We start from the raw sequence: 26,433 nt of genomic DNA, 5'->3' as shown, positions 1-26,433 counted from the left end.
CTTGCCCGCGATGGCGGCGGCACATTCAACATCAAGGTAACTGATACGCCGCTTTCGCAGGCAAGCCAGCTCCCACAAGAGCGGCGGTCGCCTTCAAGGAAAATCCAATGAGCCTACTGACACGCCTCCTGGCGCGCGGCACTGTCGTGCTCGCCAACTCGGCCACCAAGCTTCAATCGCTGCAAATGCGCCTCACCGCCGGCGAAGTGAACGACGATATGGAGCACTTCGAACCCTACGGTTTCACCAGCAATCCGCTGGCCGGCGCCGAAGGTATCGCCACCTTTCTGGGCGGTGATCGCTCTCACGCCATCGTGCTGGTGGTCGCCGACCGTCGCTATCGCCTGCAGTCCCTGGCCGCTGGTGAAGTGGCGATCTACACCGATGAAGGCGACAAAATTCACTTCAAGCGCGGGCGGATCATCGACATCGAAACCGCCACCCTGAACATCCGCGCCAGCAGCGCGGTGAACATCGACACGCCGGTCATCAACCAGACCGGCAAGATCGTCTCCCAGGGCGACCAGATTGCCGGCGGCATCAGCCAGATCAAACACGTGCATGTCGGCGTTCAAGCAGGCAACGGCCAGACCGGCGTACCGGCAGGAGGGCAGTGATGTTCATCAGCCAAAACCTGCATGCGGCACTGACCCGCTCAGTGCTGATCAGCCTGTTCACCTGGCGTCGCGCCGCCGATGACGATGCCCTCGATGACGAAGAACGTTTCGGCTGGTGGGGCGACACTTTTCCTACCGTTGCCGACGACCGCATCGGTTCGCGCCTGTGGCTGTTGCGCCGGGTCAAGCTGACCCGACAAACCCAGATGGACGCCGAGTTCTATGCCCGCGAAGCCCTGCAATGGCTGATCGATGACGGCCATTGCAGCGCCATCGACATCACCAGCGAACGCCTCGACGCCCAGCGCCTGAACCTGCGCACGGTCCTGACCCTGGCCGACGGTGAACGCCTGGACATCAACCCTGATAACAGTTGGCAGGTGATCTATGCCGTTTGAAACCCCTTCGCTGCCGGTGCTGATCAAGCGCACCCAAAGCGACCTGGCCAGCGATTCGCTGCGCCAGTCCGATGCGCAAGTGCTGGCCCGCACCCTCGGTGGCGCCGCCTATGGCCTGTACGGCTATCTGGACTGGATCGCCGAGCAGATCCTCCCGGACAAGGCCGATGAATCGACCCTCGAACGGATCGCCGCACTGCGTCTGAACCAGCCGCGCAAAGCCGCACAAGCGGCCAGCGGCAGTGTCAGTTTTACCGCCAGCGCTGGTGCCGTGCTGGACGTCGACACCCTGCTGCAATCGAGCGACGGTCGCACCTACAAAGTGACCGCCGCGCGCACCACCAGCAATGGCCTCAACAGCACCACCATCGCCGCGCTCGAGGCCGGCAGCCTGGGCAATGCTGAGGCTGGCATGACGCTGATTCCGGTGCAGCCGATTGCCGGCATTGTCGGCAATAGCTTTACCGTGCTGGCGCCGGGATTGAACGGCGGTGTGGCGCGGGAAAGCCTGGAGTCGATGCGTGCGCGGGTGATCCGCTCCTACCGCATCATCCCCCATGGCGGTTCGGCCCAGGACTATGAAACCTGGGCGCTTGAATGCCCGGGTGTAACCCGCGCCTGGTGTCGTGGCGGCTTTCTGGGGCCGGGGACGGTCGGCCTGTACATCATGCGTGACGACGATCCGCAACCGGTGCCGAATGAAGAGCAACTGGCCGAAGTCCAGGCCTACATCGAGCCACTGCGCCCCGTCACCGCCGAAGTACATGTGCGCCCGCCAGTGCAGGTTCCGGTCACCTATCGCCTGACATTGACCCCCGACACCAGCGCCATACGCGCCGCCGTCGAAGCGCAACTGCGCGACCTGCACAACCGCGAAGCCGACCTCGGCCAGAAGTTGTTGATCAGTCACATCCGTGAAGCGATCAGCAGCACCAGCGGCGAAAACGACCACACGCTCATCTCGCCCGTCGCTGATGTGGAAGCTGCACCCAATGAGCTGGTGACTTTCGGAGGTTGTGTATGGAGGGCATAAGAACCGCCGCGCAATACCACGCCCAACTGCGCAGCCTGCTGCCCAGCGGCCCGGCCTGGGACCCTGAGCGAGTGCCGGAACTTGAAGAAGTGCTCGAAGGCGTCGCTCAGGAATTGGCGCGCCTGGACGCCCGCGCCGCCGACCTGCTCAACGAAATGGACCCGGCCGGCGTCAGCGAACTGGTGCCGGACTGGGAGCGGGTGATGAACCTGCCCGACCCGTGCCTCGGCGCTACGCCATTGTTCGACGACCGTCGTCTTGCAGTACGCCGACGTCTGCTCGCGGTCGGCAGCCAGGCCGTCGGCTACTACCTCGAAATCGCCAAAAGCCAGGGCTACCCGAACGCCACCATCACCGAACTGGAAGCGCCACGCATGGGGCGCTCGCGTTTCGGTGCGGCGCACTGGGGCACTTGGGAAGCGCAGTTCATGTGGACGCTCAACACCGGTGGGCGATTGCTGCTGGGGCGACGCTTTGGCGCGAGTTATTGGGGCGAACGATTTGGCGTGAACCCGGGCTCGGCACTGGAATGCCTGATCCACCGCAGCGCACCGGCGCACACCAAGGTGCACATCAATTATGACTAGGGAATAGAGAGATGGATTATCCGAAAAGTGTGCCCAGCGCCGGGTTGGTGAATGGGAAGTTTGTGGATGAGAACCCGCTGACCGGGACGCCGGGGTCGTTGATTCCGGCGGATTGGGGGAATGGGGTTACGCAGGAGATTGTGAACGTCATCAAGGCCGGGGATTTGATGCCGGATGAGACGAAGTACGATCAGTTGCTGCAAGCAATTCAGAGCGTGTCCGCCAAGGGCTGGAATCTGGATTCGGCATTGCCGATCGGCTCGTTGCCGTCGGCCACGGTGGCTACGGCGGATGGGCGTTTGGCGGTAACCCCGGCGGCAGTTTCGACCAGCGGCGGCCGGGTGTCGATTCCGGCGGGGGTATTGGTCAGCATTGGGCAGGAAGTCGTCGCGGGACAGTTGGGCAGGGCGCGGACGTTTACCACCCAAGCGTGGAGCAGTGATTTGTTGGCGACCTCCAGCTACTTCCTGCGGGCGCAGGTGATCGGTGGTGCGCTGACGTTCTACATGCAACGAGGAACAATCTATGACGTCGCGCCCGAAGGTCTGAAGGGCGCTGTCAATGGCGGAGCGGGGGGCGGTTTTCAATCCACGCCGCTGGACATCTGCATTGCCTGGGTGATGACGGGAGCACCGGGGTCCGTTCCGGTCGTCAGGCCGATCTACAACCGTAACCGATTGGCGTGGACGCAAACCGTCAACGGCAGCGGTGTGGTTTACCTGCCTCTGGATCCTCATGCCCGGGCGGCACGTCTGGTGGTGGGGAACCCGACGCCTTCGGCGACCGAGATCACTGGGGTGTCGTTTGCGCCAACGGGTTGGGTTGGCGGCAACTACTGCTTTCTCTCACCGGCGCTGACCACAAGCTCCAATCACGATGGTGGTTGGACGAACCCGATGCCGTGCGTGATCTTTACCAATAACTTTGTCAACGACGCCACGGTCACGACCCTGACCGCCAGTTTCGACCATTTGCAATTGCGCTCGTTGTGGCAGTCCTACCAGGCCGAACACATGCTCGGTTCGACCAGCGCCGTCAGCGATGAATTGCTGTTCAGTATGGGGATCAAAAACCACCCCGTGTCTGATTACGCCACTGGAATCGCGGTCAACTTCTCGGCGGCAGTCAATGTCAGTCTTTCTTGGGAGTTGATTCGATGAATGTTATTCAAGAGCTTCATCAGTTCGAGGACGGACTACGTCCTGCGCAGCCTTCTGCAGCCCATGATTGGGACGGTGAAAAATGGGTGGTTGATGCCGCGAAAGTCGCCCTGCTGGAACAACATGAAACCGAACGCCTGTGCGCCAAAGTCGATGCTGCCGCAGACAGCGCGCGCACTGCTCTGGCCGGTGATCCTCTCAAAGCCATGGAATACGCCCAGGCCGCCGTCGACGCCCAAGCTTTTCAGGATGCGGGTTACCCGAAAAAAGACGTGCCGCTGGCCGTCTCCGCATGGGTCGTTAAAGGCCGGACGGCCAAACAGGCCGCCGAGCAGATCCTGAGCAAAGCCGCACAGCTGAGCGACAACCTGCTGACCCTGCGCACAGTGCGCCTCAAGGCCAAAACGCAAATCCGCGCGCACGCGGCCAAGGGCAAGATCGATCTGGCCCGTAGTGTCGGCGATGAGGCCTTGCTGGCCATTCGAGAACTCGCCAGCGGTCAGGCCGACTAGCCGCTAGCCCTTCGTTCTGCTTGACCTAAGCCCACTTCAATGTGGGCTTTTTTATTTCCAGAAAAAATCGTGGATGAGGGTGCACCGACAACCGCATCGATACGGTTCATTTGTTATTTCAGAGGAACGAAAGACGTATGGATTATCCAAAAAGCGTCCCCAGCGTCGGACTGGTCAATGGCCGGTTCGTCGATGAAAACCCCGTCGCCGGGACGCCGGGATCGTTGATTCCGGCGGTGTGGGGAAACAGTGTGACCGAAGAGCTTCTGGCTGTTGTTACAGCGGCCGGAATGACGCCATCCGAGGGTGTTAACGACCAATTGTTGGCAGCCTTGAAGACGCTCCTGAATCTGGCCAGTCCCATGTCTTCGCGGGTGACTGAAGTATCGACATCAAAGGTGTTGATGCCAGAAGAGTTGGGGCTGGTACTGATTAACGCCAGTGCGACGGAGACGACTGTTTCCCTGCCGGCAGCGAGTTCGTTGTCAGGTGTTCGGGATGTCGTTGTTCGACGGACTGACAACAGTGTTAACCGCTTGGTAGTACAGGCCTCGGGTAATGATCGAATCAAGTTCCACACTCATTTGTCGCCAAACGGATACCCGTTTCTGGTTTTGATGGGGGCGGGTGATTGGTGGCACTTACGAAGCGATGGAGCGAGCAATTGGTGGCCCGTCGGGCGCTTCGATGCAACGTCATTGGGAAGGATTGTTCTTGAGACGACAACCGCGTTCAGTCCCGGCGGTTATGGCGCGTTGAACGGCAGGGAGTTTCTTCGCTCCGAATGGCCCTGGCTTTGGGATCACGCCGTTCAGTCCGGAATGTTGCGTGCAGAAGTCGACCGCGCCGGAGGTTGGAGCAGTGGCGATGGGATCAAGACGTTCCGCGCCCCGGAAGTTCGAGGTGAGTTTGTCCGCGTTCTCGATGAACAACGCGGTGTCGATACTGCGCGCGCAGCCGGCACCTGGCAGATGGGTACCAACATCACGGGTGATAACGGCGCCGCTCCAGCGGTTCAGGGGATTGCCAACATCGCGACAGTAGGGGCTGACCCAACAACCTTTACCGGTCTCTGTTACTACGTATCGGCCACCATGACCGAGAATCTGGGCAGTACTTACTGGGGGATGACTCGCCCCAGAAACATTGCTTATCCAGGTCGATTGAAACTGATTTGAGGGGCATATGGCTTATTACTATTTAAATGAAAGTTCTCAAGAGTTGACCGGTCCCGTCGAGTTGCCGGTCATTCCTGGTATGGGCGTTGTATTGCCGGGCAATGCGATCGAGTTGCCTGAAATTCTGCCACCCGCCGAAACCGGTTATGTATGGGTTTGGCGTAACGGTGCCGTTTCGCAACTGATCGATTTGCGCAACCGCCCGGTGTATCGCAAAGACACGGGTGACCTTAAATTCTGGTACGAGTTGGGCCCGTTGCCTGACTATCTGACCGTCAAACCTCGCCCCGGCGAATACTATGTTTGGCTCAATGATGACTGGGCGCTGGACTTGGCTGCCGAACGAACAGGCAAAACCGCTCAAGCCGGTGCCGAGCGAGACAATCGTCTGCGTGAGGTGGTTATTCGCGTCGCACCACTGCAATACGCCTATGAACTGGGCGAGGCCACCAATGTTCAACTGGCCACTCTGCAAGAGTGGAAACGCTATACGCTCAAGTTGATGAACATTGAACAGCAACCGGACTTTCCGCTGATCATTGACTGGCCAGCTTCACCTGTCAGCGTCCTGGCCGTATAAGCCCTGAAACTTATTAATAACTGCAAGTGCAGTCTTGTGTTGCCAGCACGCGGCTGCCTGCAAAATACCAACGGAAGGATATACCGTGGATTATCCCAATAGCGTTCCCAGCGCCGGTCTGGTGGACGGCAAGTTTGTCGATGAAAACCTGATCACTGGGACTCCGGGTTCTTTGATCCCAGCCAGCTGGGGAAACGGTGTCACGCTGGAGTTGTTGAAGATTATCGAAGCTGCCGGTATCAAACCGTCAGAGGCGAGTAACGATCAACTGTTGACGGCGTTGCGCAGTAACAAACTGTTTGTGACTGCGCCACAGTTCGACAGCGATCAGTCGGTCGCCACCACTGAATTTGTGACCCGCAGCGGTCTACAGTTTTCAGGTTTCAACGTCTTTCCCGCGAGCGCTGCGCTGACCGCGGCCAACGTGGGCGGGGTGGCGAGTTTTGCCAGCGCCACGCCGATCACGGCGACGTTGCCGTCCATCAATGGACTTGCCCATGCCAGCACGATCCATGTCATCAACGCCGGAAACGGCGTGCTGACCATCAACCCGGCTGGCGTCGAACTCATCGAGACCTGTAACGGCACGTTCGGGCCGGTCAAGCTCGGCCTCGGTGATTCCGCTCACTTCATCAAACTGGGTAGCGAGTGGCGCCTGTATGGAGGCTCGGTCAGCGACAAGTACGCTTCGTCCTTCTCCGGCGTCTACGGCAACGTCGGTTACCAAAAGTATCCCAGTGGCAACATTGAACAATGGGGCGTTGGCACCACGGATGCCAATGGCGATGTCTATATCACTTTCCCTATCTCGTTCCCGACGTCTTTTTCTTCGCTTGTGGCCACCCACGTGGGCGGCGACGGGGCGATGGTCATTCTGATTGGGGGCACCGGGACCAAACAGGGCTGCCGCCTGAAAGTCCGGAGTTTTTCCGGTCAAGTGCAAGCGGGATGGAGCGTGAATTATTTTGCAAAGGGCTATTGAATGAACGCGTTCAATGTTTTGTTTAGCGCAAGTACCTGTGGTGTTTATGTTCCAGGAATCAATGCGTCGGATATCCCTTCCGATGTCATAGAAATCCCTCAGGCTTATTGGATTTCGTTACTCCAACAGTTGGCTGTAACCCCGAAAATGATTTCGGTGCGGGCCGATAACGGCTATCCCGTCCTTGTGGATACACCACCCCTTGCGCCGGAGGAAGCCGCGAAGGCCGAGCGTCTTTGGCGTGATAGCCAGTTATCGGCCACTGACAGTATGGTCGCCCGCGACAGGGACGAGCTGGAGGACGGCGGCGGCACCACATTGAGTACCGATCAATACGCCGAATTGCAGGCCTATCGCCGTGCACTTCGGGATTGGCCGCAAGGGTCATTCTTTCCTTTCAGCGAGCATCGACCCGGTACGCCACTTTGGCTGGCTGGATATCTTTGACACGACCTGAATATCACTACCGGTCATACATCTGCCAACGCGTTATTTCTGAGCGTTTTGACATGCGTGCGCTGGGCTTTGTCAGGTAATACAGGAATCAAAACAAATGGATTATCCAAAGAGCGTACCCAGCGCCGGGATGGTTAACGGACAGTTTGTGGACGAAGATCCGATCGCCGGGACCCCGGGTTCGCTAATTCCTGCAAGTTGGGGGAATGCTGTTACACAAGAGATTTTGAGCGCGATTAATGAAGCGGGTTTAACTCCGACAGAAGATCAGAACAATCAACTGGCAATGGCGATCAGGCAACTCTCGAAACCTGACCCCCTGCAACATTTTCCGGTTCAGGTCTATCGTAGAAACCTGCTGATTAACGGTGGTTTTGATATTTGGCAGCGCGGTGCTGCGAACCTTGCGCCTAACACGGGAGGGTACGTGGCTGATCGTTTCCGTTGCGACTGGAACGGAAATGCCGGGGTCAATATTTCCCGACAGGGTTTTGTATTGGGGCAAACCGAAGTGCCGGATGAACCACGATACTTTCTTCGGTGGCAACAAGTGACTGCCGGCGCCGGCGCTACTATTCACAAGATTTCCCAGAACATCGAATCGGTCAGAACCCTGGCCGGAAAAACCGCCACAGTGTCCTTCTGGGCGAAATCCGATGCGGCACGTCCATTGAAGGTAAGCATTGCCCAGTACTTCGGACCGAGCGGTTCGGAATCTGTTGAAAAAAACGTCGGTGATTTTCTGCTGACAACTTCATGGGCTCTGTATACCACGACCTTCCAGGTCCCCTCGCTCGCCGGAAAAATGTTGGGTAACACCAACGGTGACTATTTGCGCCTGGCCTTCGACTTGCCGCTGAACGCATTGCAAACGGTTGATCTGGCGCAGGTCCAGCTCGAAGAGGGGCCAATTGCGACGCCGTTTGAATATCGCACGGCGGCCCAAGAGCTGATCAATTGTCAGCGGTATTACGAAAAGTCTTTTAATACCTGGCTCCCGGTGCAAGCAGGTAATGGTTCAAATACGTGCTTGTCGACCTTTACTCAGATCCCGGCAGGGAATACCGGTCAATATGGAATGACGATTGGCTTCCTGGTACAGAAAAGGGCTCAGCCAACTGTGTTGGCGTTTTGTCCTGGAGAAAACAGCAGTCAGGTCTGGAACCTGACGCTGGGCAGGGTCTGCACAGGGACGACCCTTCAAAGCCTGACGAATCGAAGCATGTCGTTTGCAACAGTTACCGCCGTCGGAAGCGTGCCGGGTCAAACGTTACAGCTTGAATGGACAGCTGACGCTGAACTATAGGAATCGAACACGATGAGCTATCAACTAACCGCCAACGGCGTACTTCGTCTTTCTGACTCAGCCTTTATTCCTCAAGATCCGGATAATCGAGACTGGCTTGATTATCTGGACTGGGTTTCATCGGGAGGTGAGCTTTTGCCGATGGAATCGCTGCAGGGAAGCAAGGGAACAGAGCAAAGTGTTTTCGGTTTTCTTAAACGGATTATCTGATTGGGGTTCTATGACCGTTACGCAGCAACAACTACAGATCGTTATGCCTAACGCCCGCCACCAAGCGGGCGTTTTCATTTCCGCCCTCAACACCGCCATGACCCGCCGCAACATCAACACCCCAAAACGCATCGCCGCCTTCCTCGCGCAAGTCGGTCACGAATCGGGTCAATTACAGTACGTACGTGAACTGGGCAGCATTCAATACCTGAGCAAATACGACACCGGCACTCTGGCCGCCCGCTTGGGCAACACCCCTGAACCCGACGGCGACGGTCAAAAATACCGTGGCCGCGGCCTGATCCAGATCACCGGCCGCAGCAACTACCGGCAATGCAGCCTTGGCCTGTTCGGCGATGAACGTCTGCTGTCTCTGCCTGAACTGCTGGAACAACCCCAATGGGCCGCTGAATCAGCAGCATGGTTCTGGGAGCGGAACGGTTTGAATGAATTGGCCGACCGCGATCAGTTCAACAGCATCACCCGCCGTATCAATGGTGGGTTGAACGGCTTGCAGGATCGTCTGGAAATCTGGGCGCGGGCGAGGGCGGTGTTATGCCAGCCTTCGGTCTGATCGGCTGGCGACTGATCGGTCTGCTGGTGCTGGCCGGTTGTTCGGCGGCGCTGGCCTGGCAGTCTCAGAATTGGCGCTACGGCCGGCAACTGGCGGAGCAGGCCTGGCTGCACGCCGAGACCCTTAATCAACTGACACTAACGGCGGCCACCGAGCAACAGGCTGAACAGAACAAACGTCTGGCCCTGGAACAACGGCTGTCGGCCAGTGAGCAAACCCATTATCGAGCACTTAGCGATGCCGAACGTGATCAAGGTCGCCTGCGCGATCGTCTTGCCACTGCTGATGTGCGCCTGTCAGTCCTCCTCGATACCAATGACGCTGCCTCAACCCGTGCAGTGCCAACCGCCTCCGGCACCGGCAGCGTGGATCATGACGCCCCGCGAGCCCGACTTGACCCGGCGCATGCTCAGCGAATTATCGCCATCACCGACGCAGGCGACCGCGGACTGATTGCCCTGCAGGCATGCCAGGCCTATGTCAGAGCCCTCGCTCGCTAACATTTTGATCGATCCTGAACCTTGCAAGCGTGATCGGCTCGTGTACGGTAGGCCTCATTCCGCTCGATCAGGAGAGAGCCGTGAAAGATATCACTCAGCTGGCCGCTGAACTTGGCAGACGCTTGCAGGTTCTCAATGCCCACGTCACCACCGCCGAATCCTGTACCGGTGGCGGGATTGCCGAGGCGATCACCCGTATTCCGGGGAGTTCGGCGTGGTTCGAGGCCGGTTATGTCACCTACTCCAACCGCCAGAAAACCCAGCAACTGGATGTCCCGGCCGAGTTGTTTCCAACCGTCGGGGCGGTCAGTCGCGAGGTGGTCGAGGCCATGGTCCGCGGCGCGCAGGAAAAAAGCCGGGCGCGTTTTGCCGTGGCGGTCAGCGGTGTAGCCGGGCCGGATGGCGGTTCGCCGAGCAAGCCCGTGGGCACGGTGTGGCTGGCCTGGGGCGTCGGTGAGCAGGTGTTCAGCGAGGTGCAGTACTTTGCCGGTAACCGTGACGAGGTCCGCCGACAAACGGTGAAGGCCGCGCTAGAGGGGCTGCTGCGCCATGCGGCTGGAGAAATCTCAAATCAGGGGTAGGCGATCCTGAAACGCTGTGGAATAATACTGGCTACTTATACAGGTGTTGGCCGTCAGGCCTTATTGATTACGTGAGGACTTTAATGGACGACAACAAGAAGAAAGCCTTGGCTGCGGCCCTGGGTCAGATCGAACGTCAATTCGGCAAGGGTGCCGTAATGCGTATGGGCGATCAGGACCGTCAGGCGATCCCGGCTATTTCCACTGGCTCTCTGGGGCTGGACATCGCGCTCGGCATTGGCGGTCTGCCAAAAGGCCGTATCGTTGAGATCTACGGTCCTGAATCCTCCGGTAAAACCACCCTGACACTGTCGGTGATCGCCCAGGCTCAAAAAGCCGGCGCGACCTGCGCATTCGTCGACGCCGAACACGCCCTCGACCCTGAGTACGCCGGCAAACTGGGCGTCAACGTCGACGACCTGCTGGTTTCCCAGCCGGACACCGGCGAGCAAGCCCTGGAAATCACCGACATGCTGGTGCGTTCCAACGCGGTAGACGTGATCATCGTCGACTCCGTGGCCGCTCTGGTGCCAAAGGCTGAGATCGAAGGCGAAATGGGCGACATGCACGTGGGCCTGCAAGCTCGTCTGATGTCCCAGGCGCTGCGTAAAATCACCGGTAACATCAAGAACGCCAACTGCCTGGTGATCTTCATCAACCAGATCCGTATGAAAATCGGCGTGATGTTCGGCAGCCCGGAAACCACTACCGGTGGTAACGCGCTGAAGTTCTACGCTTCGGTTCGTCTGGACATCCGCCGTACTGGCGCGGTGAAAGAAGGTGATGAAGTCGTCGGTAGCGAAACCCGCGTCAAGGTTGTGAAGAACAAGGTGGCTTCGCCGTTCCGTCAGGCCGAGTTCCAGATTCTTTACGGCAAGGGCATCTACCTCAACGGTGAGATGATCGACCTGGGTGTTCTGCACGGTTTCGTCGAGAAATCCGGTGCATGGTATGCCTACGAAGGCACCAAGATCGGTCAGGGCAAGGCCAACTCGGCCAAGTTCCTGGCGGACAACCCGGAGATCGCCGCGAAACTTGAGAAGCAGCTGCGCGACAAGTTGCTGTCTCCAGCACCAGACGTCAAAGCATCGCCAGTCAAAGAGACGGCTGATGACCTGGCTGACGCTGATATCTGATTGATCCGATGACCGCCGTACTCGATACACTCGTCGCGGTGCGGCGAACCGCAATGGACCTGCTCGCGCGACGCGAGCATGGTCGAGTCGAGCTGACGCGTAAACTGCGTCAGCGCGGCGCCCTCCCTGAAATGATCGACACAGCACTCGACCGCTTGACGGAAGAGGGCCTGTTGTCCGAATCACGTTACCTCGAGAGCTTTGTTTCCTATCGTGCCCGTTCCGGTTACGGCCCTTTGCGAATTCGCGAAGAGTTGAGCCAGCGCGGCCTGCAACGTATCGATATCGAACTCGCTTTGCGCGAGAGCGGTATCGACTGGCAGGAACAACTGGAAGACACCTGGCGGCGCAAATTTTCCGGGCATTTACCGATAGATGCCCGGGAACGTGCCAAACAGGGCAGGTTCCTGAGTTATCGGGGATATTCCATGGAAATGATCAGCCGCTTGTTCAGCGGCCGAGGGATGGACGATTGAATGAACGGCTCGCTATTTCGATAGCGGGCCGTTTTTTTTTGCCTCACGTTACCTTGGACGGCTCACGCGCGCGTTGTTGCGCCTGGGGTTTGGACTGTGCCCAGTTTTCCGGCAGGTTGATGTAGTCCACTAGATCCCGCAGACGGCCATGATCACGGGCGTTGAAGGTGAAGGCCAGTCGCGCCAGATGGCTGAACTGTGCTTCGTCGTGCTCCTCACCGCTGTAGGCGTGCTGATGGAAATGGTCACTCAGGCACAGGTCGGCGAATGCCTCCTGCATGTGTTCGAGCGCCCGGTCGCTGAGTTTGTGGTTCATGCGAATCACGAACTGATGCTTGAGCCAGCGGCTGGAGTGGAAGTTGCTGTAGAACTGATTGATCTGCTCCACTGCCTCTTCGGCACTGTAGACCAGGCTCAACAGCTTCATGTCGGTTGGCAGGATGTAGCGATTTTCCTCCAGTTGATGGTGAATGAAGTCCAGCGCGCCTTGCCAGAACTTGCCGCCCGGCGCATCCAGTAGCACCACGGGCACCAATGGGCTTTTGCCGGTCTGGATCAGAGTCAGCACTTCCAGCGCTTCATCCAGCGTACCGAAACCGCCTGGGCACAGGACCAGCGCATCGGCCTCCTTGACGAAGAACAGTTTGCGGGTAAAGAAAAAGTGGAAGGGCAGTAGATTCCCGGTGCCATTGACCGTGGGATTGGCATGTTGCTCGAAGGGCAGGGTGATGTTGAATCCCAGGCTGTGTTCCAGGCCGGCACCTTCATGAGCCGCCGCCATGATGCCGCCGCCGGCACCGGTGATGACCATCATGTCCGAGCGCGCCAGAGCGGCGCCAAGCTCTCGGGCCAAACCATACAACGGGTGTTCTATCGGCGTGCGGGCCGAGCCGAAAACAGTGACTTTGCGTCGTCCTTTGAACTGCTCCATCACACGGAAGGCATGTTCGAGCTCGCGCAAGGCTTGCAGGGTGATCTTGGCATTCCAGCGGTTGTGATCTTCCTGGGCCATGCGCAGCACAGTCAGGATCATGTCGCGGTAAATCGGGATGTTGGGGCTGTTGGGTGAAACCAGGTTGAGTTGTTCTTCGACCTTGCTGGTGAGGTCGTGGCCGCTTTCTTGAAAATGACGGCTCAGGAGGTCATTCGGTTGGTAAGGCATTCAACTTCTCCTTCTGCACAGAACCCTTGGCCCGACAAAACAATCGTCGGCGCCGCGACACCCCTTGTGTCGCTGTCTGCCCAAGCCCTTGCCTGGGCGCTCCACCTGACTCGTTTGCAATCGAGCCATCCATACGGGCTCTGCTTATCCCTTGAATGAAAGAAACGTTCGCACAATAAGACACGCAATGGGCAGCCCCTTTTCTGCCCTGAAAAAAACCACATGAACACTTTGAATTTAGACCCTCGCGACGATTTTTGCTGCTTGATCATTGCGCCGCAAAGTCTTTCCTGGCAACCGCTTATTGACGATTTGCAAGGTGCTTTCACCGCTCGTCTGAACGCAAGCCGTATGTCCTGCGCTCTGATTTACTAAGTTACAGGCGCGACACGACAACTTTGCGTCAATGGCAGGACGCAACGTTCAAGCAATTCAGGGATTTTTCGCGTGATCAACGACGATCAATGCGTGCAGGGAGGCGGGAAACCATGCCCAGAGTCACTCTGGAGATCGATGCGCAACTGTATCGATTGCTGAAGTTATCAGCCGAGACCAATCATTTGAGTCTCGAAGAGGAGTGCTGCCGGCGTCTGGAGGGCGGGGAGCGACGTTCGCGCTACTTGCAGGCGTTGTTGGCAGAATTGCGCGCCGAGGATGAACAGCGGCGCGCCAATTCCCGTTGATTACTTTTTCTTGGTCGGTGTGGCTTTCGGGCAATCCGATTCCTGGAAGCTTGCAGAGCCGACCGGGCGATTGGTTTTCACTTCGGTAAAGTCATAACGCATGACCGCACCCTTGGCCATCAGCTTGCGGAACCCGTCGTTTCTGCAGACGGAGGCGCCAAGCTGGAAGTACACGGCTTTCGGATCGGCGCGCATTTTGTCGGCGTGGCTGCTCTGAACGCTCAGATGATTGATCAGCTGATTGCCTTCGACGGTATAACCCTGATCAAGAATGTCTTCGTTGATCGCCCGTGGCGTGCCGACACTGCTTTGTACGGCGACGTTTCGCAGCTCTCTGTTGAGATTCTGCTCACTCAAGGATGCAGCCTGAGCGTTGAAGGACGACGCCAGCAGAATGGCAGCGGTGGGAACGATAAGGCGCAGCATGAAACTCTCCTGGTTCAGTGACTGGTGGTTCGACCAGCCACGTGACTGTGCGTTCAGTGGCGGCGAATTATAGGGGAGCCCGCCTGGACGGTACAGGCTTGCGCTGGCCGCTCTGGTAAACTGCTGGCCTTTATTGCCTTGCCGAGTGCCGTTTGTGTCGAGTTTTCCTGTCTGCCGGTGTTGCTCACGATGAACCACGCCCCCAACGCCGTAGCCCGCTTGCGCGATCAGCGAGAGGAAGAGGGTATCAAGCCGATTCAGGCCCGTGGCTGGCGAGCAACCCGTTGCCGTGCCTGCCGTGTGATCGAGAGTCACTGCCTATGCGCCTGGCGCCCACAGGTCGACACCCGTAGCGGCGTGTGCCTGATCATGACCAATAAAGAAGTGTTCAAACCGAGCAATACCGGTTGGCTGATTGCCGATGTGGTGCGCGACAACCACGCATTCATCTGGTCGCGCACGGAAATCGATGAACAACTGCTGGCGCTGTTGGCCGACCCGCAATGGCAACCCTATCTGGTGTTTCCGGGCGAATACGTCGAGCCCGAGCGAGTTACCCACAGCGTCGAGGTTGATAGCACCAAGCGCCCATTGTTCATTCTGCTGGACGCCACCTGGACCGAAGCCCGGAAGATTTTCCGCAAAAGCCCCTATTTTGATGCGTTCCCGATTCTGAGCCTGCTTCCTGAGAAACTTTCACGATACCGATTGCGCAGGTCCACTCGCAGCGAGCACCTGTGCACGGCCGAAGTGGCGGCGCTGTGCCTCGATCTTGCCGGTGATACAGACGCTGCTTCGGCGCTGGACGCTTATTTTGATGTGTTCAGCCAGCATTACCTGGACGCTAAACATCAGCTGGATATGAATGTTGCAACACCGGCCCATGCCGAGCTGATGCCCTTTGTACAGCACGCGGCGCCCGTGATCTGCTGAGCATCGCCCATACTGCAAGGAACCAGGCTCGCTGGCAGGGCCACGCAACTTGACCACCCCGGCTTCGCTGGGCATGCTTGGCGCCGATTAGGGCGCGGCCAAGGTTTGAAACGCTGCTTTTTTTACGTAATTGGCGTTGAACGTGCCCTGTTGGTGCTGCTGCGTGGCTGCACCTCGAGTTGTTTTGGCGAGGCCTGAATGCATCAGGCGTCCCATAAAAAAACAGGATCATTTGAAAAATGGCCACATACGAAATCCTGATTGCCGATGACCACCCTCTTTTTCGTAGCGCCCTGCATCAAGCGTTGACCCTGGGCCTGGGCCCGGATGTCCGTCTGGTGGAAGTGGCGAGCATTGCCGAGCTGGAAACCCGTCTGGACGAAAAGGCCGATTGGGATCTGGTATTGCTGGACCTGAACATGCCGGGGGCTTACGGTTTTTCCGGGTTGGTGCTGTTGCGTGGGCAGTACCCGCAGATTCCGGTGGTGATGGTCTCGGCTCAGGAAGAAGCGTCGATCATGGTGAAATCCCGTGAATTCGGCGCCAGCGGTTTCATTCCCAAGTCCAGTGATTTGAGCGTCATTCAGAAAGCCGTACGCGCGGTGCTGGATGGCGACGTTTTCTGGCCGCCCCAGGCCTTCGAAGCGGTCAGCGTGTCCGCCGAAGCCAAGGCTGCCAGCGAAGGCCTCGCCAGCCTGACACCCCAGCAGTTCCGGGTATTGACCATGGTCTGTGAAGGTTTGCTGAACAAGCAGATTGCTTACGAGTTGAGCGTTTCCGAAGCGACGATCAAGGCCCACGTCACGGCCATTTTCCGTAAGCTGAATGTGCGGACCCGGACTCAGGCAGCGCTGCTCTTGCAACAACTTGAGTCAATTTCGAGCAACTAAGGCGCTACGTGTTCACGCTTTTTTGACTTTGCTTCATCTAGCTTTCCCACTCCTTTTTGGTCAGTTGCCTACTTTATGTCACCTTTCAAAGGCCAGACCGGCCTCAAACGCATCCTCAACGCCTCCGGCTATTCCCTGGACGGCCTGCGCGCGGCCTTCACCGGTGAAGCGGCCTTCCGGCAACTGGTGTTGCTTAATGCCATCCTGATTCCGTTGTCATTCTTCCTCAACGTCAGCCGTGTCGAGCAGGCGCTGCTGATTGCGGTCTGCCTGTTGGCCTTGATCGTTGAGTTGCTCAATTCGGCGGTGGAAGCGGCCATCGACCGCATTTCCCTGGAGTTGCATCCACTGTCCAAGAACGCCAAGGACATGGGCAGCGCCGCTCAATTCGTGGCGTTGAGCATGATCGCGCTGGTGTGGGCGGTGATTCTGCTTTAAGCGATGGTGGGCAGGACGATCTCGTCGCTGCGCTGAACCCCGGCGGTGAACGCGCGGCACAGTTCAAGGAATTCGCGCATCGCCGATGTCTGATATTTCTGTTTGTGCCAGATGAAATAGAACTGTCGCGCCAGGTCCAGATCCGGTGTTTCCACTGGCACCAGACTGCCACGGCGGAACGCATCGCGCAGCGCCAGGCGCGAAATGCAGCCAATCCCCAAACCTGATTCCACCGCGCGCTTGATCGCTTCGGTGTGTTCCAGCTCCAGGCGAATGTTCAGCGCGCTGCGATGGTGTCGCATGGCCTGGTCGAACGTCAGCCGTGTGCCCGAGCCTTGTTCGCGGAGAATCCACGCCTCATGACTCAGCTCCTCCATGGTCGCGATGCCACGTTTGGCCAGCGGATGCTGGGGCGCACAGAACACCACCAGCTCATCTTCGACCCAACTCTGCACTTCGATGTCCGGATGGCTGCAGTCGCCTTCGATTAGACCCAGATCAATTTCATAGTGCGCGACCTGTTGCACGATGTTGGCAGTGTTCTGCACGTGCAGCTTCACCTGGCTTTCCGGATGGCGCTGCATGAAGCTGCCGATCAGCAGGGTGGCGAGGTAATTGCCTATGGTCAGGGTCGCGCCGACCGCCAGGGAGCCGAAACCGGACTTGCCGTTGAGCAAGTCTTCGATCTCCTTGGCCTGATCGAGCAGGGCCACCGCTTGCGGCAACAGTTGTTTGCCGAGGGCGTTGAGGCTCAGCCGTTTGCCGGCGCGATCGAACAGCTGGCAGCTGCACTGACGCTCCAGTTCGGTGATCGAGGTGCTGGCCGCCGATTGCGAGAGGTTGAGCGTTAATGCAGCACGGGATACGCTTTCCTGCTGGGCGACGGCGACGAATACTTGAAGTTGACGGAGAGTAAATCGCATATCGATATAACCGATAACCCTTATCTTAATAATCCAGTTAACAGATATTGTCGCTGCCATTAGAATGCGCTGCAATTGCGCACATCATCGGCGCAGGCAAATCTCCAGGAGTCCCACGTACATGAGCAACATGAACCACGAGCGTGTCCTCAGTGTTCACCACTGGAACGACACTCTGTTCAGCTTCAAGTGCACCCGCGATCCGGGCCTGCGCTTCGAGAACGGTCAGTTCGTGATGATCGGCCTGCAACAGCCCAACGGCCGCCCGCTTATGCGCGCTTACTCGATTGCCAGCCCGAATTGGGAAGAGCATCTCGAGTTCTTCAGCATCAAAGTGCCTGATGGCCCGCTGACTTCCCAGTTGCAGCATCTGAAGGAAGGCGACGAGATCATCATCAGCAAGAAGCCTACCGGCACCTTGGTGCTGGATGACTTGAAGCCTGGCAAACATTTGTACCTGCTCAGCACCGGTACCGGTCTGGCGCCGTTCATGAGCGTCATCCAGGACCCGGAAACCTACGAGCGTTTCGAAAAAGTGATCCTGTGCCACGGCGTGCGTTACGTCAATGAAGTCGCTTACCGCGAGTTCATCACCGAGCACCTGCCGCAGAACGAGTTCTTCGGCGAAGCCCTGCGTGACAAGTTGATCTACTACCCGACCGTGACCCGCGAGCCATTCGAGAACGAAGGCCGCCTGACCGACCTGATGCGCAGCGGCAAGCTGTTCAGCGACATCGGTCTGCCACCGATCAACCCGCAGGACGACCGCGCCATGCTGTGCGGCAGCCCGAGCATGCTCGACGAGACCAGCGAAGTGTTGAACAGCTTCGGCCTGAAAGTTTCGCCGCGGATGCGCGAGCCGGGTGATTACCTGATCGAGCGTGCGTTCGTCGAGAAGTAAGCTGTTGTTTGGGTGACGCAGAGCGTCACTGGATGCATTCCCACGCGGAGCGTGGGAACGATCAGCCCCCATTGCCTGTGCAGGCAATGGGGGCTTTTTTATGCCTGATTGGAGACGGGAATGACTTCGAGGACGCGGATCAGGTCAGGCGTCGGGTAATGCCAGCGTACATCCACATCCCAGAACTGCGCGCCGTATTCCCTTTCTGGTGTAGGAATCTGGTACGCCGGGCGTGGGTCTTGTGCCAGGCATTGCTCGATCAGCTCGACCAAGGGCTCATCAAGCCGCTGAGCGTGGCCGTGAGCCTGTTGCAGTGCTGAGTCTGTCCACTGGACGGGAATCAGCGATGGCGGGGCGCTGGCGATGCTATTGGACGCTGTGTCGATGATGTCCGCGTAAGGCACGTAAGGTTTGATGTCGAGAATCGGCGTGCCATCGAGTAGGTCGATGCCGGAGATCCACAGCCGATTGGCTTCGACTTTGTCCAGTTTGACCACCGATTGACCGATGCCATTGGGTCGATGCGTCGCCCGAGTGGCAAACACGCCCATGGATTTGTTGCCGCCCAGGCGCGGCGGGCGGACTTTCAGGCGTGGCTTTTCTTCCAGGGCCTGATGGAACAGGAACAGCAGCCAGACATGACTGACCTGTTCCAGCCCCTGCACCGCATCACCCTGATCGAACGGCGCCACCAGCTCCAGCACGCCTCGAGCGGCCGGGGCCAGTTGCGGTTGGCGCGGAATGGCGAACTTCTCCTTGAAGCAGGAGCGCACGAAGCCGATGGGGGAAACGCTGTAGGTCATGGTCTAGGGTCGAGGCGGGGTGTGGGCGGGCATGATACCCGATTGACCCTTGGGTCGACGGTGACTGACAGATCGCCTTCGCGAGCAAGCCCGCTCCCACACTGGATTGATGATGGCCACAAATGGTGCGGCTACAGGAGTTCCAATGTGGGAGCGGGCTTGCTCGCGAAGGGCGCACCACGGATTAAAGGCTAAACCCACCATCCAAAGGAATAATATTCCCGGTCATATACGCCCCGGCCATACTCGCCAAACTGATCGCCAAGGCAGCCATCTCTTCCTCCCGCCCCCAGCGCTTCATCGGAATCAGCGCCGTGTCCTCGGCCAACGCCTGCTCATCATTACCAATGTGCTGCGTCATCTTGCTCGGGAACCGTCCCGGTGCAATCACATTGACGTTGATGTGTTGGCTCACCAGCTCCCGCGCCAGAATCCGCGACAGTTGATGCAGGGCAGCCTTGCTCGGGCCGTAGGCATACGCCTGTTCGCCGAAGGACGAGATCCCGGCGACCGAACCAATGTTGATGATCCGTGCCGGATTCGCCGCCGAACCGGCCTTGCGCAGCAGCGGCAGAAATTGCTGGATGCAGTTGAACACCGAGGTCACGTTGAGCTGCATGACCTTTTCCCAGCCTTTGACCGGGTAACTCTCCAGCGGCGCGCCCCACGTGGTGCCGGCGTTGTTCACCAGAATATCCAGCTGACCGATCTGCTCACTCAATTGCGCTGCTAATTGCTGGACGCCTTCTTCGTGGGCCAGGTTGGCAGCTACCGCGTGACAAACCCCGAAGGCACTCAGTTCCTTGGCAGTTTGCTGACAGGCGTCGGCATCGCGGGCACACACGTACACAGTGGCGCCAGCCTCGACATAAGCCTTGGCGATCATTTTGCCGATACCGCGGGTGCCGCCGGTCACCAGGGCGGTGCGGCCTGCGAGAGAAAAATACGGGTGCATAGGGCGAGTCCTGAGGGCAAAGGGTCAGTACACCCTAGTCGTCAGCCGCCAGAAGCGGAGCCACTATTTTTGCGAGGAATGGGGGGCCATACGGCCCAGCTACAAGTTTCAAGCTACAAGCTACAAGCTAGACACTATCCGCTTGCGGCTTGTAGCCTGCAGCTGCTTTACGCTCTCACTCGAAGAGTGAGCCCCTTGAGGAAATTGCGCAGCAACTGGTCGCCGCAGGTGCGGTAGTTGGTGTGGCCAAACTTGCGGAACAGCGCGCTCAGTTCAGGCTTGGACACCGGGAACTCGGCAGCCTTGAGGATCGCGTGCATGTCGTCCTCTTTCAGTTCGAAGGCCACACGCAGTTTTTTCAGGATGATGTTGTTGGTCACCGGCACTTCGATCGGCTGCGGTGGACGGCTTTCGTCCTTGCCGCGCTTGAAGATCACCAGGCCATCGAGGAAATGCGCCATGACCTCGTCCGGGCAGCGTACGAAGCCTTCCTCGTCTTCCTCTTTCTTGTCGAGGTACGTCAGCAGGTCTTCCATGGACACGTCCATGCCGCCGAGCTTGATGATCTCGATGACTTTCTTGTCGCTGATGTCGAGCATGTAGCGCACGCTGCGCAGTACGTCGTTATGAATCATGGTGTGCAATCCTGATATTCAGCAGTGGGCGTCGCATAAGCCGCGGCGCCGAAATGTATGGCGGCGTGAAAAGTCTTAGAACTTCTCTTTGCCGGACAGGTAGCGCCATTGCCCCAACGGCACTTTGCCAATGGACACGCCGCCGATGCGGATGCGGCGGATGGCGACGACCTTCAGGCCCACGGCCTGGCAAAACAGGGCGATTACGCCCGGTTGTGGGTTCTTCATCGCAAAACGCAGACGGTTTTCGTTCTGCCAGCTGGCTTTGACCGGCGGCAGTTCCTTGCCCTTGTAGGTCAGGCCGTGGTTCAGGCGGTTGAGGCCGTGAGCCACCATGTCGCCTTCAACTTCCACCACGTATTCCTGCTCGATTTTGGCGGAGTCGGCAGTGAGTTTGCGCAGGATCTTCCAGTCCTGGGTGAACACCAGCAGACCGCTGGCATTGGCCTGCAGATCGGTACTGGCGGTCAGGCGCAGGAAGTGGCCCTTGAGCGGGCGTTTGCCGTAGCGGTGTTCTTCGCTCAGGGTCTCGGCGCTGATGGTCGCCATGGCCGTTTCCGCGTCCATGCCCGCAGGGACGTTGAACAGAATGGTCACCGGCTCCGGCGCAGTGGCCTTGGCTTCGGGATCGAGCTCGACTTTTTGGGTGTCGACCTTGAACTGCGGCTCGTCGATGACTTCGCCGTCCACGGTGACCCAGCCGCCCTCGATGAACAGCTCAGCCTCCCGACGGGAACAGCCGACGAGTTCGATGAGGCGTTTGGAGAGACGAATCGGGTCAGTCATGACAGGGCCGTAACAAAAAAAGGGTGGGCATTGTACCTGCTGGGCGCCGGTTAATCCCGGCTCCATTTGCGCCGTGCGGCTTTTTTGTGGGAGCGGGCTTGCTCGCGAAGGCGGTAGATCAGTCAATTTATCTGTTGAATGACACACCGTATTCGCGAGCAAGCCCGCTCCCACATTTTGTTCTGTGTTGTGTCAGCCGTGCTGCGAGTGTTGCTGGTTTTGGCGTAAGCGCATGTGCAGCAACGGATACGGCTGACCCATACCGTCGTGCTCGGAGCGACCGATCACCTCAAAACCCTGCTTGAAGTAGAACCCCAAGGCCTGCGGATTCTGCTCATTGACGTCCAGTTCATCGGCGTTCAGGTGTTCCAGGGCGTAGCGCAGCAATTGCTTGCCCAGGCCTTTGCCGCGATGCGCCGGGTCGATGAAGAGCATTTCGACCTTGCCCGCCGCCACGCCGGCAAACCCGGTGATGCGCTGGCGTGAGTCTTTGGTACAGATCAGCATCACCGCGTCGAGGTAGCGGGTCAGCACCAGATTCTTCAGCAGGTCGATGTAGCTGTCGGGCAGAAAGTCATGGGTGGCGCGCACCGAGGCTTCCCACACTTGGGTGAGTTCTTCGTAGTCGCTCTGTTTCGGTGTGTGAATGACCGAGTGTTGGCGCATGCCCGCCGGCCTCTCTTGCGTGGAGTTCTTTCTCTCACAAAACGATAGACGTAAAAAAGCCCCGCATCTCGTCAAGAGAGCGGGGCTTTTTATATTTTTTGCGTTTAGATCTGTTCAGCCCACAGGTCGTACTCGTCGGCATCGGTCACTTTGCACCAGACTTTGTCGCCTGGTTTCAAGTTGCTGCCGTTGTCGATGAACACGTTGCCGTCGATCTCCGGGGCATCGAAGAAGCAGCGGCCAACCGCGCCTTGCTCATCGACTTCATCGACCAGCACTTCGATTTCACGGCCGATGCGCATTTGCAGGCGCGCCGAGCTGATGGCCTGCTGGTGCGCCATGAAGCGGTCCCAACGGTCTTGCTTGACGTCGTCCGGCACAATGGCCGCGTCCAGCAGGTTGGCCGGTGCACCTTCGACCGGCGAGTACTGGAAGCAGCCAACGCGGTCCAGCTGCGCTTCGGTCAGCCAGTTCAGCAGGTACTGGAAGTCTTCTTCGGTTTCGCCGGGGAAACCGACGATGAAGGTCGAACGAATGATCAGGTCCGGGCAGATTTCGCGCCAGTTCTTGATTCGTGCCAGGGTCTTGTCTTCGAAGGCCGGGCGTTTCATGGCTTTCAGGACTTTCGGGCTGGCGTGCTGGAACGGGATGTCCAGGTACGGCAGGATTTTCCCGGCGGCCATCAGCGGGATCAGCTCGTCGACGTGCGGGTACGGGTAAACGTAGTGCAGGCGCACCCAGACACCGAGGGTGCTCAGGGCTTCGCAGAGTTCGGTCATGCGGGTTTTCACCGGCGCGCCGTTCCAGAAGCCGGTGCGGTACTTCACATCAACGCCGTAGGCGCTGGTGTCCTGGGAAATCACCAACAGCTCTTTGACGCCGGCCTTGACCAGGCGCTGAGCCTCGTCAAGCACGTCACCGACCGGGCGACTGACCAGTTTGCCGCGCATCGACGGGATGATGCAGAAGCTGCAGCTGTGGTTGCAGCCTTCGGAAATCTTCAGGTAGGCGTAGTGGCGCGGGGTCAGCTTAATGCCTTGCGGCGGCACCAGGTCGATCAGCGGGTTGTGATCCTGGCGCGGCGGCACCACGTCGTGCACGGCGTTGACCACTTGCTCGTACTGCTGCGGACCGGTCACGGCCAGCACGCTTGGGTGTACGTTGCGGATGTTGCCTTCTTCGACGCCCATGCAGCCGGTCACGATGACCTTGCCGTTTTCCTTGATGGCTTCGCCGATCACTTCCAAAGACTCTGCCTTGGCCGAGTCGATGAAGCCGCAGGTGTTGACCACCACGACATCGGCGTCCTGATAGGTGGACACAACGTCATAGCCTTCCATGCGCAGCTGGGTAAGGATGCGCTCGGAGTCGACCAGTGCTTTCGGGCAACCCAGGGATACGAAGCCAACCTTTGGATTGGCCGGCGCAGGAGTGGTGGACATGTCTAACCTCGGTATTTGGGACGCCTCCAGCCGAAGTCGGCAAGGCGACAGACGGACGCTATGTTGCGTCTCTGGTCAAAAAGTGCGCAATTCTAGCGATGAGAGGCGCACTTGACCAGCTTTATGCAGGGAAATACGACGAGTGCTGCGCTATGCTTCGCGCCGTTACGCTTTACCGATTTTCTATAGTCAATAAAACGTCTGTAACAACACGTAAAACAGCGCATGCTGCGCCACAAAGCATAGTGCTTCTTATAAGAAGTCCGAGTCTGAGCAGTAGGAGTTTTTGGATGGGGCAGGCAAGTAGTCAGGTGGCGGCCAGCGAGCATTCGGCGGCGAAGCCGATCGGCATGCTGGTCGCAGCAGTCGGGGTGGTTTATGGCGATATCGGCACGAGCCCGCTGTACACCCTCAAAGAAGTGTTTTCCGGTGGCTATGGCGTGCCGGTCAACCATGACGGCGTGCTGGGCATTCTGGCGCTGATCTTCTGGTCGCTGATCTGGGTCGTCTCGATCAAATACATGATGTTCGTGCTGCGTGCCGATAACCAGGGTGAGGGCGGAATCATGGCCTTGACCGCGCTGGCGCGGCGGGCAGCGGCGGGGCATGCGAAGTTGCGTACCTTGCTGGTCGTCTGCGGGCTGATCGGCGCGGCGCTGTTCTATGGCGACAGCATGATCACCCCGGCGATTTCCGTCCTCTCGGCGATTGAAGGCCTTGGCTTGGCATTCGAGGGCATCGACCATTGGGTGGTGCCGCTGTCGTTGATCGTGCTGGTGGCATTGTTCCTGATTCAGCGTCACGGTACGGCGCGGATCGGCATTCTGTTCGGGCCAATCATGGTCACCTGGTTTCTGGTGCTGGGCGCGCTGGGCGTGTATGGCATCAGTCAGCATCCGGAAGTGTTGCAGGCGATGAATCCGGTGTGGGGCGTGCGCTTCTTCATGGTCCATCCGGGCATGGGGATCGCGATTCTTGGCGCTGTGGTGCTGGCATTGACCGGTGCCGAGGCGTTGTACGCCGACATGGGCCACTTCGGTCGCAAGCCGATCGCCCGGGCCTGGTTCATTCTGGTGCTGCCGGCCCTGGTGCTGAACTACTTCGGTCAGGGCGCGTTGCTGCTCGGTGATCCGGAAGCCGCCCGTAACCCTTTCTACTTGTTGGCACCAAGCTGGGCGCTGATTCCGTTGGTGGGGTTGTCGACCCTGGCCACGGTAATCGCCTCTCAGGCGGTGATTTCTGGTGCGTTCTCCCTGACTCGTCAGGCGATCCAGCTCGGCTACATTCCGCGCATGCACATCCAGCACACGTCCAGTGCCGAGCAAGGCCAGATCTATATCGGCGCGGTGAATTGGGCATTGATGGTTGGCGTAATTCTATTGGTGCTGGGCTTCGAGTCCTCTGGCGCGTTGGCTTCGGCCTACGGCGTGGCGGTGACGGGCACGATGCTGATGACCACCATCCTGGTGTCGGCGGTGATGCTGCTGCTGTGGAAGTGGCCACCGATCCTCGCTGTTCCGGTGTTGCTGGGTTTCCTGTTGGTAGACGGTCTGTACTTCGCCGCCAACGTGCCGAAAATCATTCAGGGCGGTGCGTTCCCGGTGATTGCCGGTATCGTGCTGTTCGTGTTGATGACCACCTGGAAACGCGGCAAGCAACTGCTGGTGGAGCGAATGGACGAGGGCGGGTTGCCGCTGCCGATCTTCATCAGCAGCATCCGCGTGCAACCGCCGCATCGGGTCCAGGGCACGGCGGTGTTCCTCTCCGCCCGCCCGGACGCCGTGCCTCACGCACTGTTGCACAACCTGCTGCATAACCAGGTGCTGCACGAGCAAGTAGTGTTGCTGACAGTGGTGTACGAAGACATCCCGCGCGTCCCGCCGCAACGGCGTTTCGCGGTCGATTCCTACGGCGAAGGGTTCTTCAGGGTGATCCTGCACTTCGGCTTCACCGACGAGCCGGACGTGCCTGAGGCCTTGAAACTGTGCCATCTGGATGACCTGAATTTCAGCCCGATGCGCACTACCTACTTCCTCAGCCGCGAGACAGTCATCGCCTCCAAACTCGAAGGCATGGCCCGCTGGCGCGAGACGTTGTTCGCCTTCATGTTGAAGAATGCCAACGGTAATCTGCGGTTCTTCAATTTGCCGTTGAATCGGGTGATTGAGCTGGGTACGCAAGTCGAGATGTAAGCCACAACGAAAAGCCCCCGTTGCCATGAAGGTAGCGGGGGCTTTTTTGTGTCTGGCACTTGATCCGAACCTATGAAAATCCCTGTGGGAGCGGGCTTGCCCGCGATAGCGGTATGTCTGTCACATCAATGCCGGATCTGCCACCGTCATCGCGGCATGGGTATCTACACATCTTCCCGATTCGGTGTACATATCCGTTGCTGCGGTAATGGCCACTTAGGGTTCCGCCCTGACGGCGGGTCACTTGGAAAAGCCCCAAGTAACCAAGGGCTTTTGCCCCTGTCGTTCGGTGCCTCGCCCAGGCTCGGCATG

32 protein-coding genes are annotated in these 26,433 nt (G+C 58.6%); 23 read left to right on the top strand and 9 right to left on the bottom strand.

Annotated elements, in window-relative coordinates; all coding sequences use genetic code 11:
- Window positions 1-107: 107 nt before the first annotated feature.
- The 17 genes from AC1RQB_RS16490 to recX all read left to right on the top strand — a co-directional run bounded on the left by AC1RQB_RS16490 (window position 108) and on the right by recX (window position 12,286).
- The gene (locus tag AC1RQB_RS16490; protein ID WP_063342653.1) at window positions 108-617 is read left to right on the top strand and encodes a phage baseplate assembly protein V; all 510 of its coding nucleotides are present in this window, start codon (window positions 108-110) and stop codon (window positions 615-617) included.
- Window positions 617-1,015: a phage GP46 family protein gene (locus AC1RQB_RS16485; protein ID WP_063342654.1), complete on the top strand. Its 399-nt coding sequence runs from the start codon at window positions 617-619 to the stop codon at window positions 1,013-1,015. The genes AC1RQB_RS16490 and AC1RQB_RS16485 overlap by 1 nt, the downstream gene beginning before the upstream one ends.
- A complete protein-coding gene (locus AC1RQB_RS16480; protein ID WP_063342655.1) occupies window positions 1,005-2,048 on the top strand; it encodes a baseplate J/gp47 family protein in 1,044 nt (347 codons plus the stop codon). The genes AC1RQB_RS16485 and AC1RQB_RS16480 overlap by 11 nt, the downstream gene beginning before the upstream one ends.
- The gene (locus AC1RQB_RS16475) at window positions 2,036-2,635 is read left to right on the top strand and encodes a YmfQ family protein (protein WP_063342656.1); all 600 of its coding nucleotides are present in this window, start codon (window positions 2,036-2,038) and stop codon (window positions 2,633-2,635) included. The genes AC1RQB_RS16480 and AC1RQB_RS16475 overlap by 13 nt, the downstream gene beginning before the upstream one ends.
- A gap of 11 nt (window positions 2,636-2,646) precedes the next feature.
- Complete coding sequence (locus AC1RQB_RS16470; RefSeq protein WP_063342657.1) at window positions 2,647-3,795, top strand: hypothetical protein; 1,149 nt, start codon at window positions 2,647-2,649, stop codon at window positions 3,793-3,795.
- Window positions 3,792-4,307 (top strand): hypothetical protein, encoded by a 516-nt coding sequence (locus AC1RQB_RS16465; RefSeq protein WP_063342658.1) that lies wholly within the window; start codon window positions 3,792-3,794, stop codon window positions 4,305-4,307. Before AC1RQB_RS16470 ends, AC1RQB_RS16465 begins: the two co-directional genes overlap by 4 nt.
- A gap of 137 nt (window positions 4,308-4,444) precedes the next feature.
- Complete coding sequence (locus AC1RQB_RS16460) at window positions 4,445-5,485, top strand: hypothetical protein (RefSeq protein ID WP_063342659.1); 1,041 nt, start codon at window positions 4,445-4,447, stop codon at window positions 5,483-5,485.
- A gap of 7 nt (window positions 5,486-5,492) precedes the next feature.
- Window positions 5,493-6,065, top strand: a complete 573-nt coding sequence (locus AC1RQB_RS16455) for a tail fiber assembly protein (protein WP_063342660.1) — start codon at window positions 5,493-5,495, stop codon at window positions 6,063-6,065.
- 85 nt (window positions 6,066-6,150) lie between these two features.
- Window positions 6,151-7,047: a gp53-like domain-containing protein gene (locus tag AC1RQB_RS16450; protein WP_063342661.1), complete on the top strand. Its 897-nt coding sequence runs from the start codon at window positions 6,151-6,153 to the stop codon at window positions 7,045-7,047.
- Window positions 7,048-7,494, top strand: coding sequence for a phage tail assembly chaperone (locus tag AC1RQB_RS16445; protein ID WP_063342662.1), 447 nt, complete (start codon window positions 7,048-7,050; stop codon window positions 7,492-7,494).
- A 106-nt stretch (window positions 7,495-7,600) separates the two neighbouring features.
- Window positions 7,601-8,809, top strand: coding sequence for a carbohydrate binding domain-containing protein (locus tag AC1RQB_RS16440; RefSeq protein ID WP_063342663.1), 1,209 nt, complete (start codon window positions 7,601-7,603; stop codon window positions 8,807-8,809).
- 12 nt (window positions 8,810-8,821) lie between these two features.
- Complete coding sequence (locus AC1RQB_RS16435; RefSeq protein ID WP_081235278.1) at window positions 8,822-9,019, top strand: hypothetical protein; 198 nt, start codon at window positions 8,822-8,824, stop codon at window positions 9,017-9,019.
- 10 nt (window positions 9,020-9,029) lie between these two features.
- Window positions 9,030-9,593 carry a glycoside hydrolase family 19 protein gene (locus AC1RQB_RS16430; RefSeq protein ID WP_063342664.1) on the top strand — a complete coding sequence of 188 codons (564 nt, stop codon included), beginning with the start codon at window positions 9,030-9,032 and terminating at the stop codon, window positions 9,591-9,593.
- Window positions 9,575-10,093: a lysis system spanin subunit gene (locus tag AC1RQB_RS16425; RefSeq protein ID WP_063342665.1), complete on the top strand. Its 519-nt coding sequence runs from the start codon at window positions 9,575-9,577 to the stop codon at window positions 10,091-10,093. Before AC1RQB_RS16430 ends, AC1RQB_RS16425 begins: the two co-directional genes overlap by 19 nt.
- 80 nt (window positions 10,094-10,173) lie before the next feature.
- Window positions 10,174-10,674 carry a CinA family protein gene (locus AC1RQB_RS16420; RefSeq protein ID WP_008072702.1) on the top strand — a complete coding sequence of 167 codons (501 nt, stop codon included), beginning with the start codon at window positions 10,174-10,176 and terminating at the stop codon, window positions 10,672-10,674.
- Window positions 10,675-10,757: 83 nt separating this feature from the next.
- Window positions 10,758-11,810 carry a recombinase RecA gene (gene recA / locus AC1RQB_RS16415; protein WP_008072704.1) on the top strand — a complete coding sequence of 351 codons (1,053 nt, stop codon included), beginning with the start codon at window positions 10,758-10,760 and terminating at the stop codon, window positions 11,808-11,810.
- Window positions 11,811-11,818: 8 nt separating this feature from the next.
- On the top strand, window positions 11,819-12,286 hold the full coding sequence (recX, locus tag AC1RQB_RS16410) for a recombination regulator RecX (protein WP_063342666.1): 468 nt from the start codon (window positions 11,819-11,821) through the stop codon (window positions 12,284-12,286).
- 43 nt (window positions 12,287-12,329) lie between these two features.
- On the opposite strand, the gene AC1RQB_RS16405 is transcribed toward recX, so the two are convergent.
- The gene (locus AC1RQB_RS16405) at window positions 12,330-13,448 is read right to left on the bottom strand and encodes an LOG family protein (RefSeq protein WP_063342667.1); all 1,119 of its coding nucleotides are present in this window, start codon (window positions 13,446-13,448) and stop codon (window positions 12,330-12,332) included.
- 488 nt (window positions 13,449-13,936) lie between these two features.
- Here AC1RQB_RS16405 and AC1RQB_RS16400 point away from each other — a divergent pair, with 488 nt between their 5' ends.
- On the top strand, window positions 13,937-14,131 hold the full coding sequence (locus AC1RQB_RS16400) for a hypothetical protein (protein ID WP_007907277.1): 195 nt from the start codon (window positions 13,937-13,939) through the stop codon (window positions 14,129-14,131).
- On the opposite strand, the gene AC1RQB_RS16395 is transcribed toward AC1RQB_RS16400, so the two are convergent.
- Window positions 14,132-14,557, bottom strand: a complete 426-nt coding sequence (locus AC1RQB_RS16395; RefSeq protein WP_063342668.1) for a PA3611 family quorum-sensing-regulated virulence factor — start codon at window positions 14,555-14,557, stop codon at window positions 14,132-14,134.
- Between the two features lie 189 nt (window positions 14,558-14,746).
- On the opposite strand from AC1RQB_RS16395, the gene AC1RQB_RS16390 reads away from it, so the two are divergent.
- The 3 genes from AC1RQB_RS16390 to AC1RQB_RS16380 all read left to right on the top strand — a co-directional run bounded on the left by AC1RQB_RS16390 (window position 14,747) and on the right by AC1RQB_RS16380 (window position 16,818).
- A complete protein-coding gene (locus AC1RQB_RS16390; RefSeq protein WP_008072711.1) occupies window positions 14,747-15,490 on the top strand; it encodes a tRNA-uridine aminocarboxypropyltransferase in 744 nt (247 codons plus the stop codon).
- Between the two features lie 239 nt (window positions 15,491-15,729).
- Window positions 15,730-16,380 (top strand): response regulator transcription factor ErdR, encoded by a 651-nt coding sequence (erdR, locus tag AC1RQB_RS16385; RefSeq protein WP_007907284.1) that lies wholly within the window; start codon window positions 15,730-15,732, stop codon window positions 16,378-16,380.
- Window positions 16,381-16,455: 75 nt separating this feature from the next.
- Complete coding sequence (locus tag AC1RQB_RS16380; RefSeq protein ID WP_007907286.1) at window positions 16,456-16,818, top strand: diacylglycerol kinase; 363 nt, start codon at window positions 16,456-16,458, stop codon at window positions 16,816-16,818.
- Here AC1RQB_RS16380 and AC1RQB_RS16375 read toward each other — a convergent pair.
- Window positions 16,815-17,741, bottom strand: a complete 927-nt coding sequence (locus AC1RQB_RS16375) for a LysR family transcriptional regulator (protein ID WP_007907288.1) — start codon at window positions 17,739-17,741, stop codon at window positions 16,815-16,817. The two genes, AC1RQB_RS16380 and AC1RQB_RS16375, sit on opposite strands and share 4 nt — an antisense overlap.
- Window positions 17,742-17,862: 121 nt before the next feature.
- On the opposite strand from AC1RQB_RS16375, the gene fpr reads away from it, so the two are divergent.
- On the top strand, window positions 17,863-18,642 hold the full coding sequence (gene fpr, locus AC1RQB_RS16370; RefSeq protein ID WP_003443014.1) for a ferredoxin-NADP reductase: 780 nt from the start codon (window positions 17,863-17,865) through the stop codon (window positions 18,640-18,642).
- 98 nt (window positions 18,643-18,740) lie between these two features.
- Here fpr and tsaA read toward each other — a convergent pair whose 3' ends face one another.
- The 6 genes from tsaA to rimO all read right to left on the bottom strand — a co-directional run bounded on the left by tsaA (window position 18,741) and on the right by rimO (window position 23,929).
- Window positions 18,741-19,445, bottom strand: a complete 705-nt coding sequence (gene tsaA / locus AC1RQB_RS16365; RefSeq protein WP_007907290.1) for a tRNA (N6-threonylcarbamoyladenosine(37)-N6)-methyltransferase TrmO — start codon at window positions 19,443-19,445, stop codon at window positions 18,741-18,743.
- 184 nt (window positions 19,446-19,629) lie between these two features.
- Window positions 19,630-20,400, bottom strand: coding sequence for an SDR family oxidoreductase (locus tag AC1RQB_RS16360; RefSeq protein WP_063342669.1), 771 nt, complete (start codon window positions 20,398-20,400; stop codon window positions 19,630-19,632).
- 167 nt (window positions 20,401-20,567) lie between these two features.
- The gene (locus AC1RQB_RS16355; RefSeq protein ID WP_007907292.1) at window positions 20,568-21,035 is read right to left on the bottom strand and encodes a YehS family protein; all 468 of its coding nucleotides are present in this window, start codon (window positions 21,033-21,035) and stop codon (window positions 20,568-20,570) included.
- A 75-nt stretch (window positions 21,036-21,110) separates the two neighbouring features.
- Complete coding sequence (locus AC1RQB_RS16350; RefSeq protein ID WP_008072721.1) at window positions 21,111-21,821, bottom strand: rRNA pseudouridine synthase; 711 nt, start codon at window positions 21,819-21,821, stop codon at window positions 21,111-21,113.
- A gap of 192 nt (window positions 21,822-22,013) precedes the next feature.
- Window positions 22,014-22,487 carry a GNAT family N-acetyltransferase gene (locus AC1RQB_RS16345; RefSeq protein WP_008010136.1) on the bottom strand — a complete coding sequence of 158 codons (474 nt, stop codon included), beginning with the start codon at window positions 22,485-22,487 and terminating at the stop codon, window positions 22,014-22,016.
- 104 nt (window positions 22,488-22,591) lie between these two features.
- Window positions 22,592-23,929, bottom strand: a complete 1,338-nt coding sequence (rimO, locus tag AC1RQB_RS16340; protein WP_008072723.1) for a 30S ribosomal protein S12 methylthiotransferase RimO — start codon at window positions 23,927-23,929, stop codon at window positions 22,592-22,594.
- A gap of 290 nt (window positions 23,930-24,219) precedes the next feature.
- Between rimO and AC1RQB_RS16335 the strand changes: the two genes are divergently transcribed.
- Window positions 24,220-26,121: a potassium transporter Kup gene (locus tag AC1RQB_RS16335; RefSeq protein WP_008072725.1), complete on the top strand. Its 1,902-nt coding sequence runs from the start codon at window positions 24,220-24,222 to the stop codon at window positions 26,119-26,121.
- Window positions 26,122-26,433 lie beyond the last annotated feature (312 nt).

It is taken from the genome of Pseudomonas sp. GW822-FHT02E03 (assembly GCF_058802325.1).
The sequence above is the reverse complement of the archived record's forward strand: the minus strand, read 5'-3'. Positions and strand labels throughout refer to the sequence as shown.

What these genes read in the sequence shown, in the direction of transcription:
- AC1RQB_RS16480 (WP_063342655.1), top strand. Translation starts at nt 1,005, where the DNA reads ATGCCGTTTGAAACCCCTTCGCTGCCGGTGCTGATCAAGCGCACCCAA.
- AC1RQB_RS16490 (WP_063342653.1), top strand. Translation starts at nt 108, where the DNA reads ATGAGCCTACTGACACGCCTCCTGGCGCGCGGCACTGTCGTGCTCGCC.
- AC1RQB_RS16455 (WP_063342660.1), top strand. Translation starts at nt 5,493, where the DNA reads ATGGCTTATTACTATTTAAATGAAAGTTCTCAAGAGTTGACCGGTCCC.
- recX (WP_063342666.1), top strand. Translation starts at nt 11,819, where the DNA reads ATGACCGCCGTACTCGATACACTCGTCGCGGTGCGGCGAACCGCAATG.
- erdR (WP_007907284.1), top strand. Translation starts at nt 15,730, where the DNA reads ATGGCCACATACGAAATCCTGATTGCCGATGACCACCCTCTTTTTCGT.
- AC1RQB_RS16390 (WP_008072711.1), top strand. Translation starts at nt 14,747, where the DNA reads ATGAACCACGCCCCCAACGCCGTAGCCCGCTTGCGCGATCAGCGAGAG.
- AC1RQB_RS16465 (WP_063342658.1), top strand. Translation starts at nt 3,792, where the DNA reads ATGAATGTTATTCAAGAGCTTCATCAGTTCGAGGACGGACTACGTCCT.
- AC1RQB_RS16350 (WP_008072721.1), bottom strand. Translation starts at nt 21,821, where the DNA reads ATGACTGACCCGATTCGTCTCTCCAAACGCCTCATCGAACTCGTCGGC.
- recA (WP_008072704.1), top strand. Translation starts at nt 10,758, where the DNA reads ATGGACGACAACAAGAAGAAAGCCTTGGCTGCGGCCCTGGGTCAGATC.
- AC1RQB_RS16375 (WP_007907288.1), bottom strand. Translation starts at nt 17,741, where the DNA reads ATGCGATTTACTCTCCGTCAACTTCAAGTATTCGTCGCCGTCGCCCAG.
- AC1RQB_RS16430 (WP_063342664.1), top strand. Translation starts at nt 9,030, where the DNA reads ATGACCGTTACGCAGCAACAACTACAGATCGTTATGCCTAACGCCCGC.
- AC1RQB_RS16485 (WP_063342654.1), top strand. Translation starts at nt 617, where the DNA reads ATGTTCATCAGCCAAAACCTGCATGCGGCACTGACCCGCTCAGTGCTG.
- AC1RQB_RS16470 (WP_063342657.1), top strand. Translation starts at nt 2,647, where the DNA reads ATGGATTATCCGAAAAGTGTGCCCAGCGCCGGGTTGGTGAATGGGAAG.
- AC1RQB_RS16460 (WP_063342659.1), top strand. Translation starts at nt 4,445, where the DNA reads ATGGATTATCCAAAAAGCGTCCCCAGCGTCGGACTGGTCAATGGCCGG.
- AC1RQB_RS16475 (WP_063342656.1), top strand. Translation starts at nt 2,036, where the DNA reads ATGGAGGGCATAAGAACCGCCGCGCAATACCACGCCCAACTGCGCAGC.
- AC1RQB_RS16405 (WP_063342667.1), bottom strand. Translation starts at nt 13,448, where the DNA reads ATGCCTTACCAACCGAATGACCTCCTGAGCCGTCATTTTCAAGAAAGC.
- fpr (WP_003443014.1), top strand. Translation starts at nt 17,863, where the DNA reads ATGAGCAACATGAACCACGAGCGTGTCCTCAGTGTTCACCACTGGAAC.
- AC1RQB_RS16380 (WP_007907286.1), top strand. Translation starts at nt 16,456, where the DNA reads ATGTCACCTTTCAAAGGCCAGACCGGCCTCAAACGCATCCTCAACGCC.
- AC1RQB_RS16345 (WP_008010136.1), bottom strand. Translation starts at nt 22,487, where the DNA reads ATGCGCCAACACTCGGTCATTCACACACCGAAACAGAGCGACTACGAA.
- AC1RQB_RS16435 (WP_081235278.1), top strand. Translation starts at nt 8,822, where the DNA reads ATGAGCTATCAACTAACCGCCAACGGCGTACTTCGTCTTTCTGACTCA.
- AC1RQB_RS16395 (WP_063342668.1), bottom strand. Translation starts at nt 14,557, where the DNA reads ATGCTGCGCCTTATCGTTCCCACCGCTGCCATTCTGCTGGCGTCGTCC.
- AC1RQB_RS16440 (WP_063342663.1), top strand. Translation starts at nt 7,601, where the DNA reads ATGGATTATCCAAAGAGCGTACCCAGCGCCGGGATGGTTAACGGACAG.
- AC1RQB_RS16425 (WP_063342665.1), top strand. Translation starts at nt 9,575, where the DNA reads ATGCCAGCCTTCGGTCTGATCGGCTGGCGACTGATCGGTCTGCTGGTG.
- rimO (WP_008072723.1), bottom strand. Translation starts at nt 23,929, where the DNA reads ATGTCCACCACTCCTGCGCCGGCCAATCCAAAGGTTGGCTTCGTATCC.
- AC1RQB_RS16335 (WP_008072725.1), top strand. Translation starts at nt 24,220, where the DNA reads ATGGGGCAGGCAAGTAGTCAGGTGGCGGCCAGCGAGCATTCGGCGGCG.
- AC1RQB_RS16445 (WP_063342662.1), top strand. Translation starts at nt 7,048, where the DNA reads ATGAACGCGTTCAATGTTTTGTTTAGCGCAAGTACCTGTGGTGTTTAT.
- AC1RQB_RS16400 (WP_007907277.1), top strand. Translation starts at nt 13,937, where the DNA reads ATGCCCAGAGTCACTCTGGAGATCGATGCGCAACTGTATCGATTGCTG.
- tsaA (WP_007907290.1), bottom strand. Translation starts at nt 19,445, where the DNA reads ATGACCTACAGCGTTTCCCCCATCGGCTTCGTGCGCTCCTGCTTCAAG.
- AC1RQB_RS16355 (WP_007907292.1), bottom strand. Translation starts at nt 21,035, where the DNA reads ATGATTCATAACGACGTACTGCGCAGCGTGCGCTACATGCTCGACATC.
- AC1RQB_RS16360 (WP_063342669.1), bottom strand. Translation starts at nt 20,400, where the DNA reads ATGCACCCGTATTTTTCTCTCGCAGGCCGCACCGCCCTGGTGACCGGC.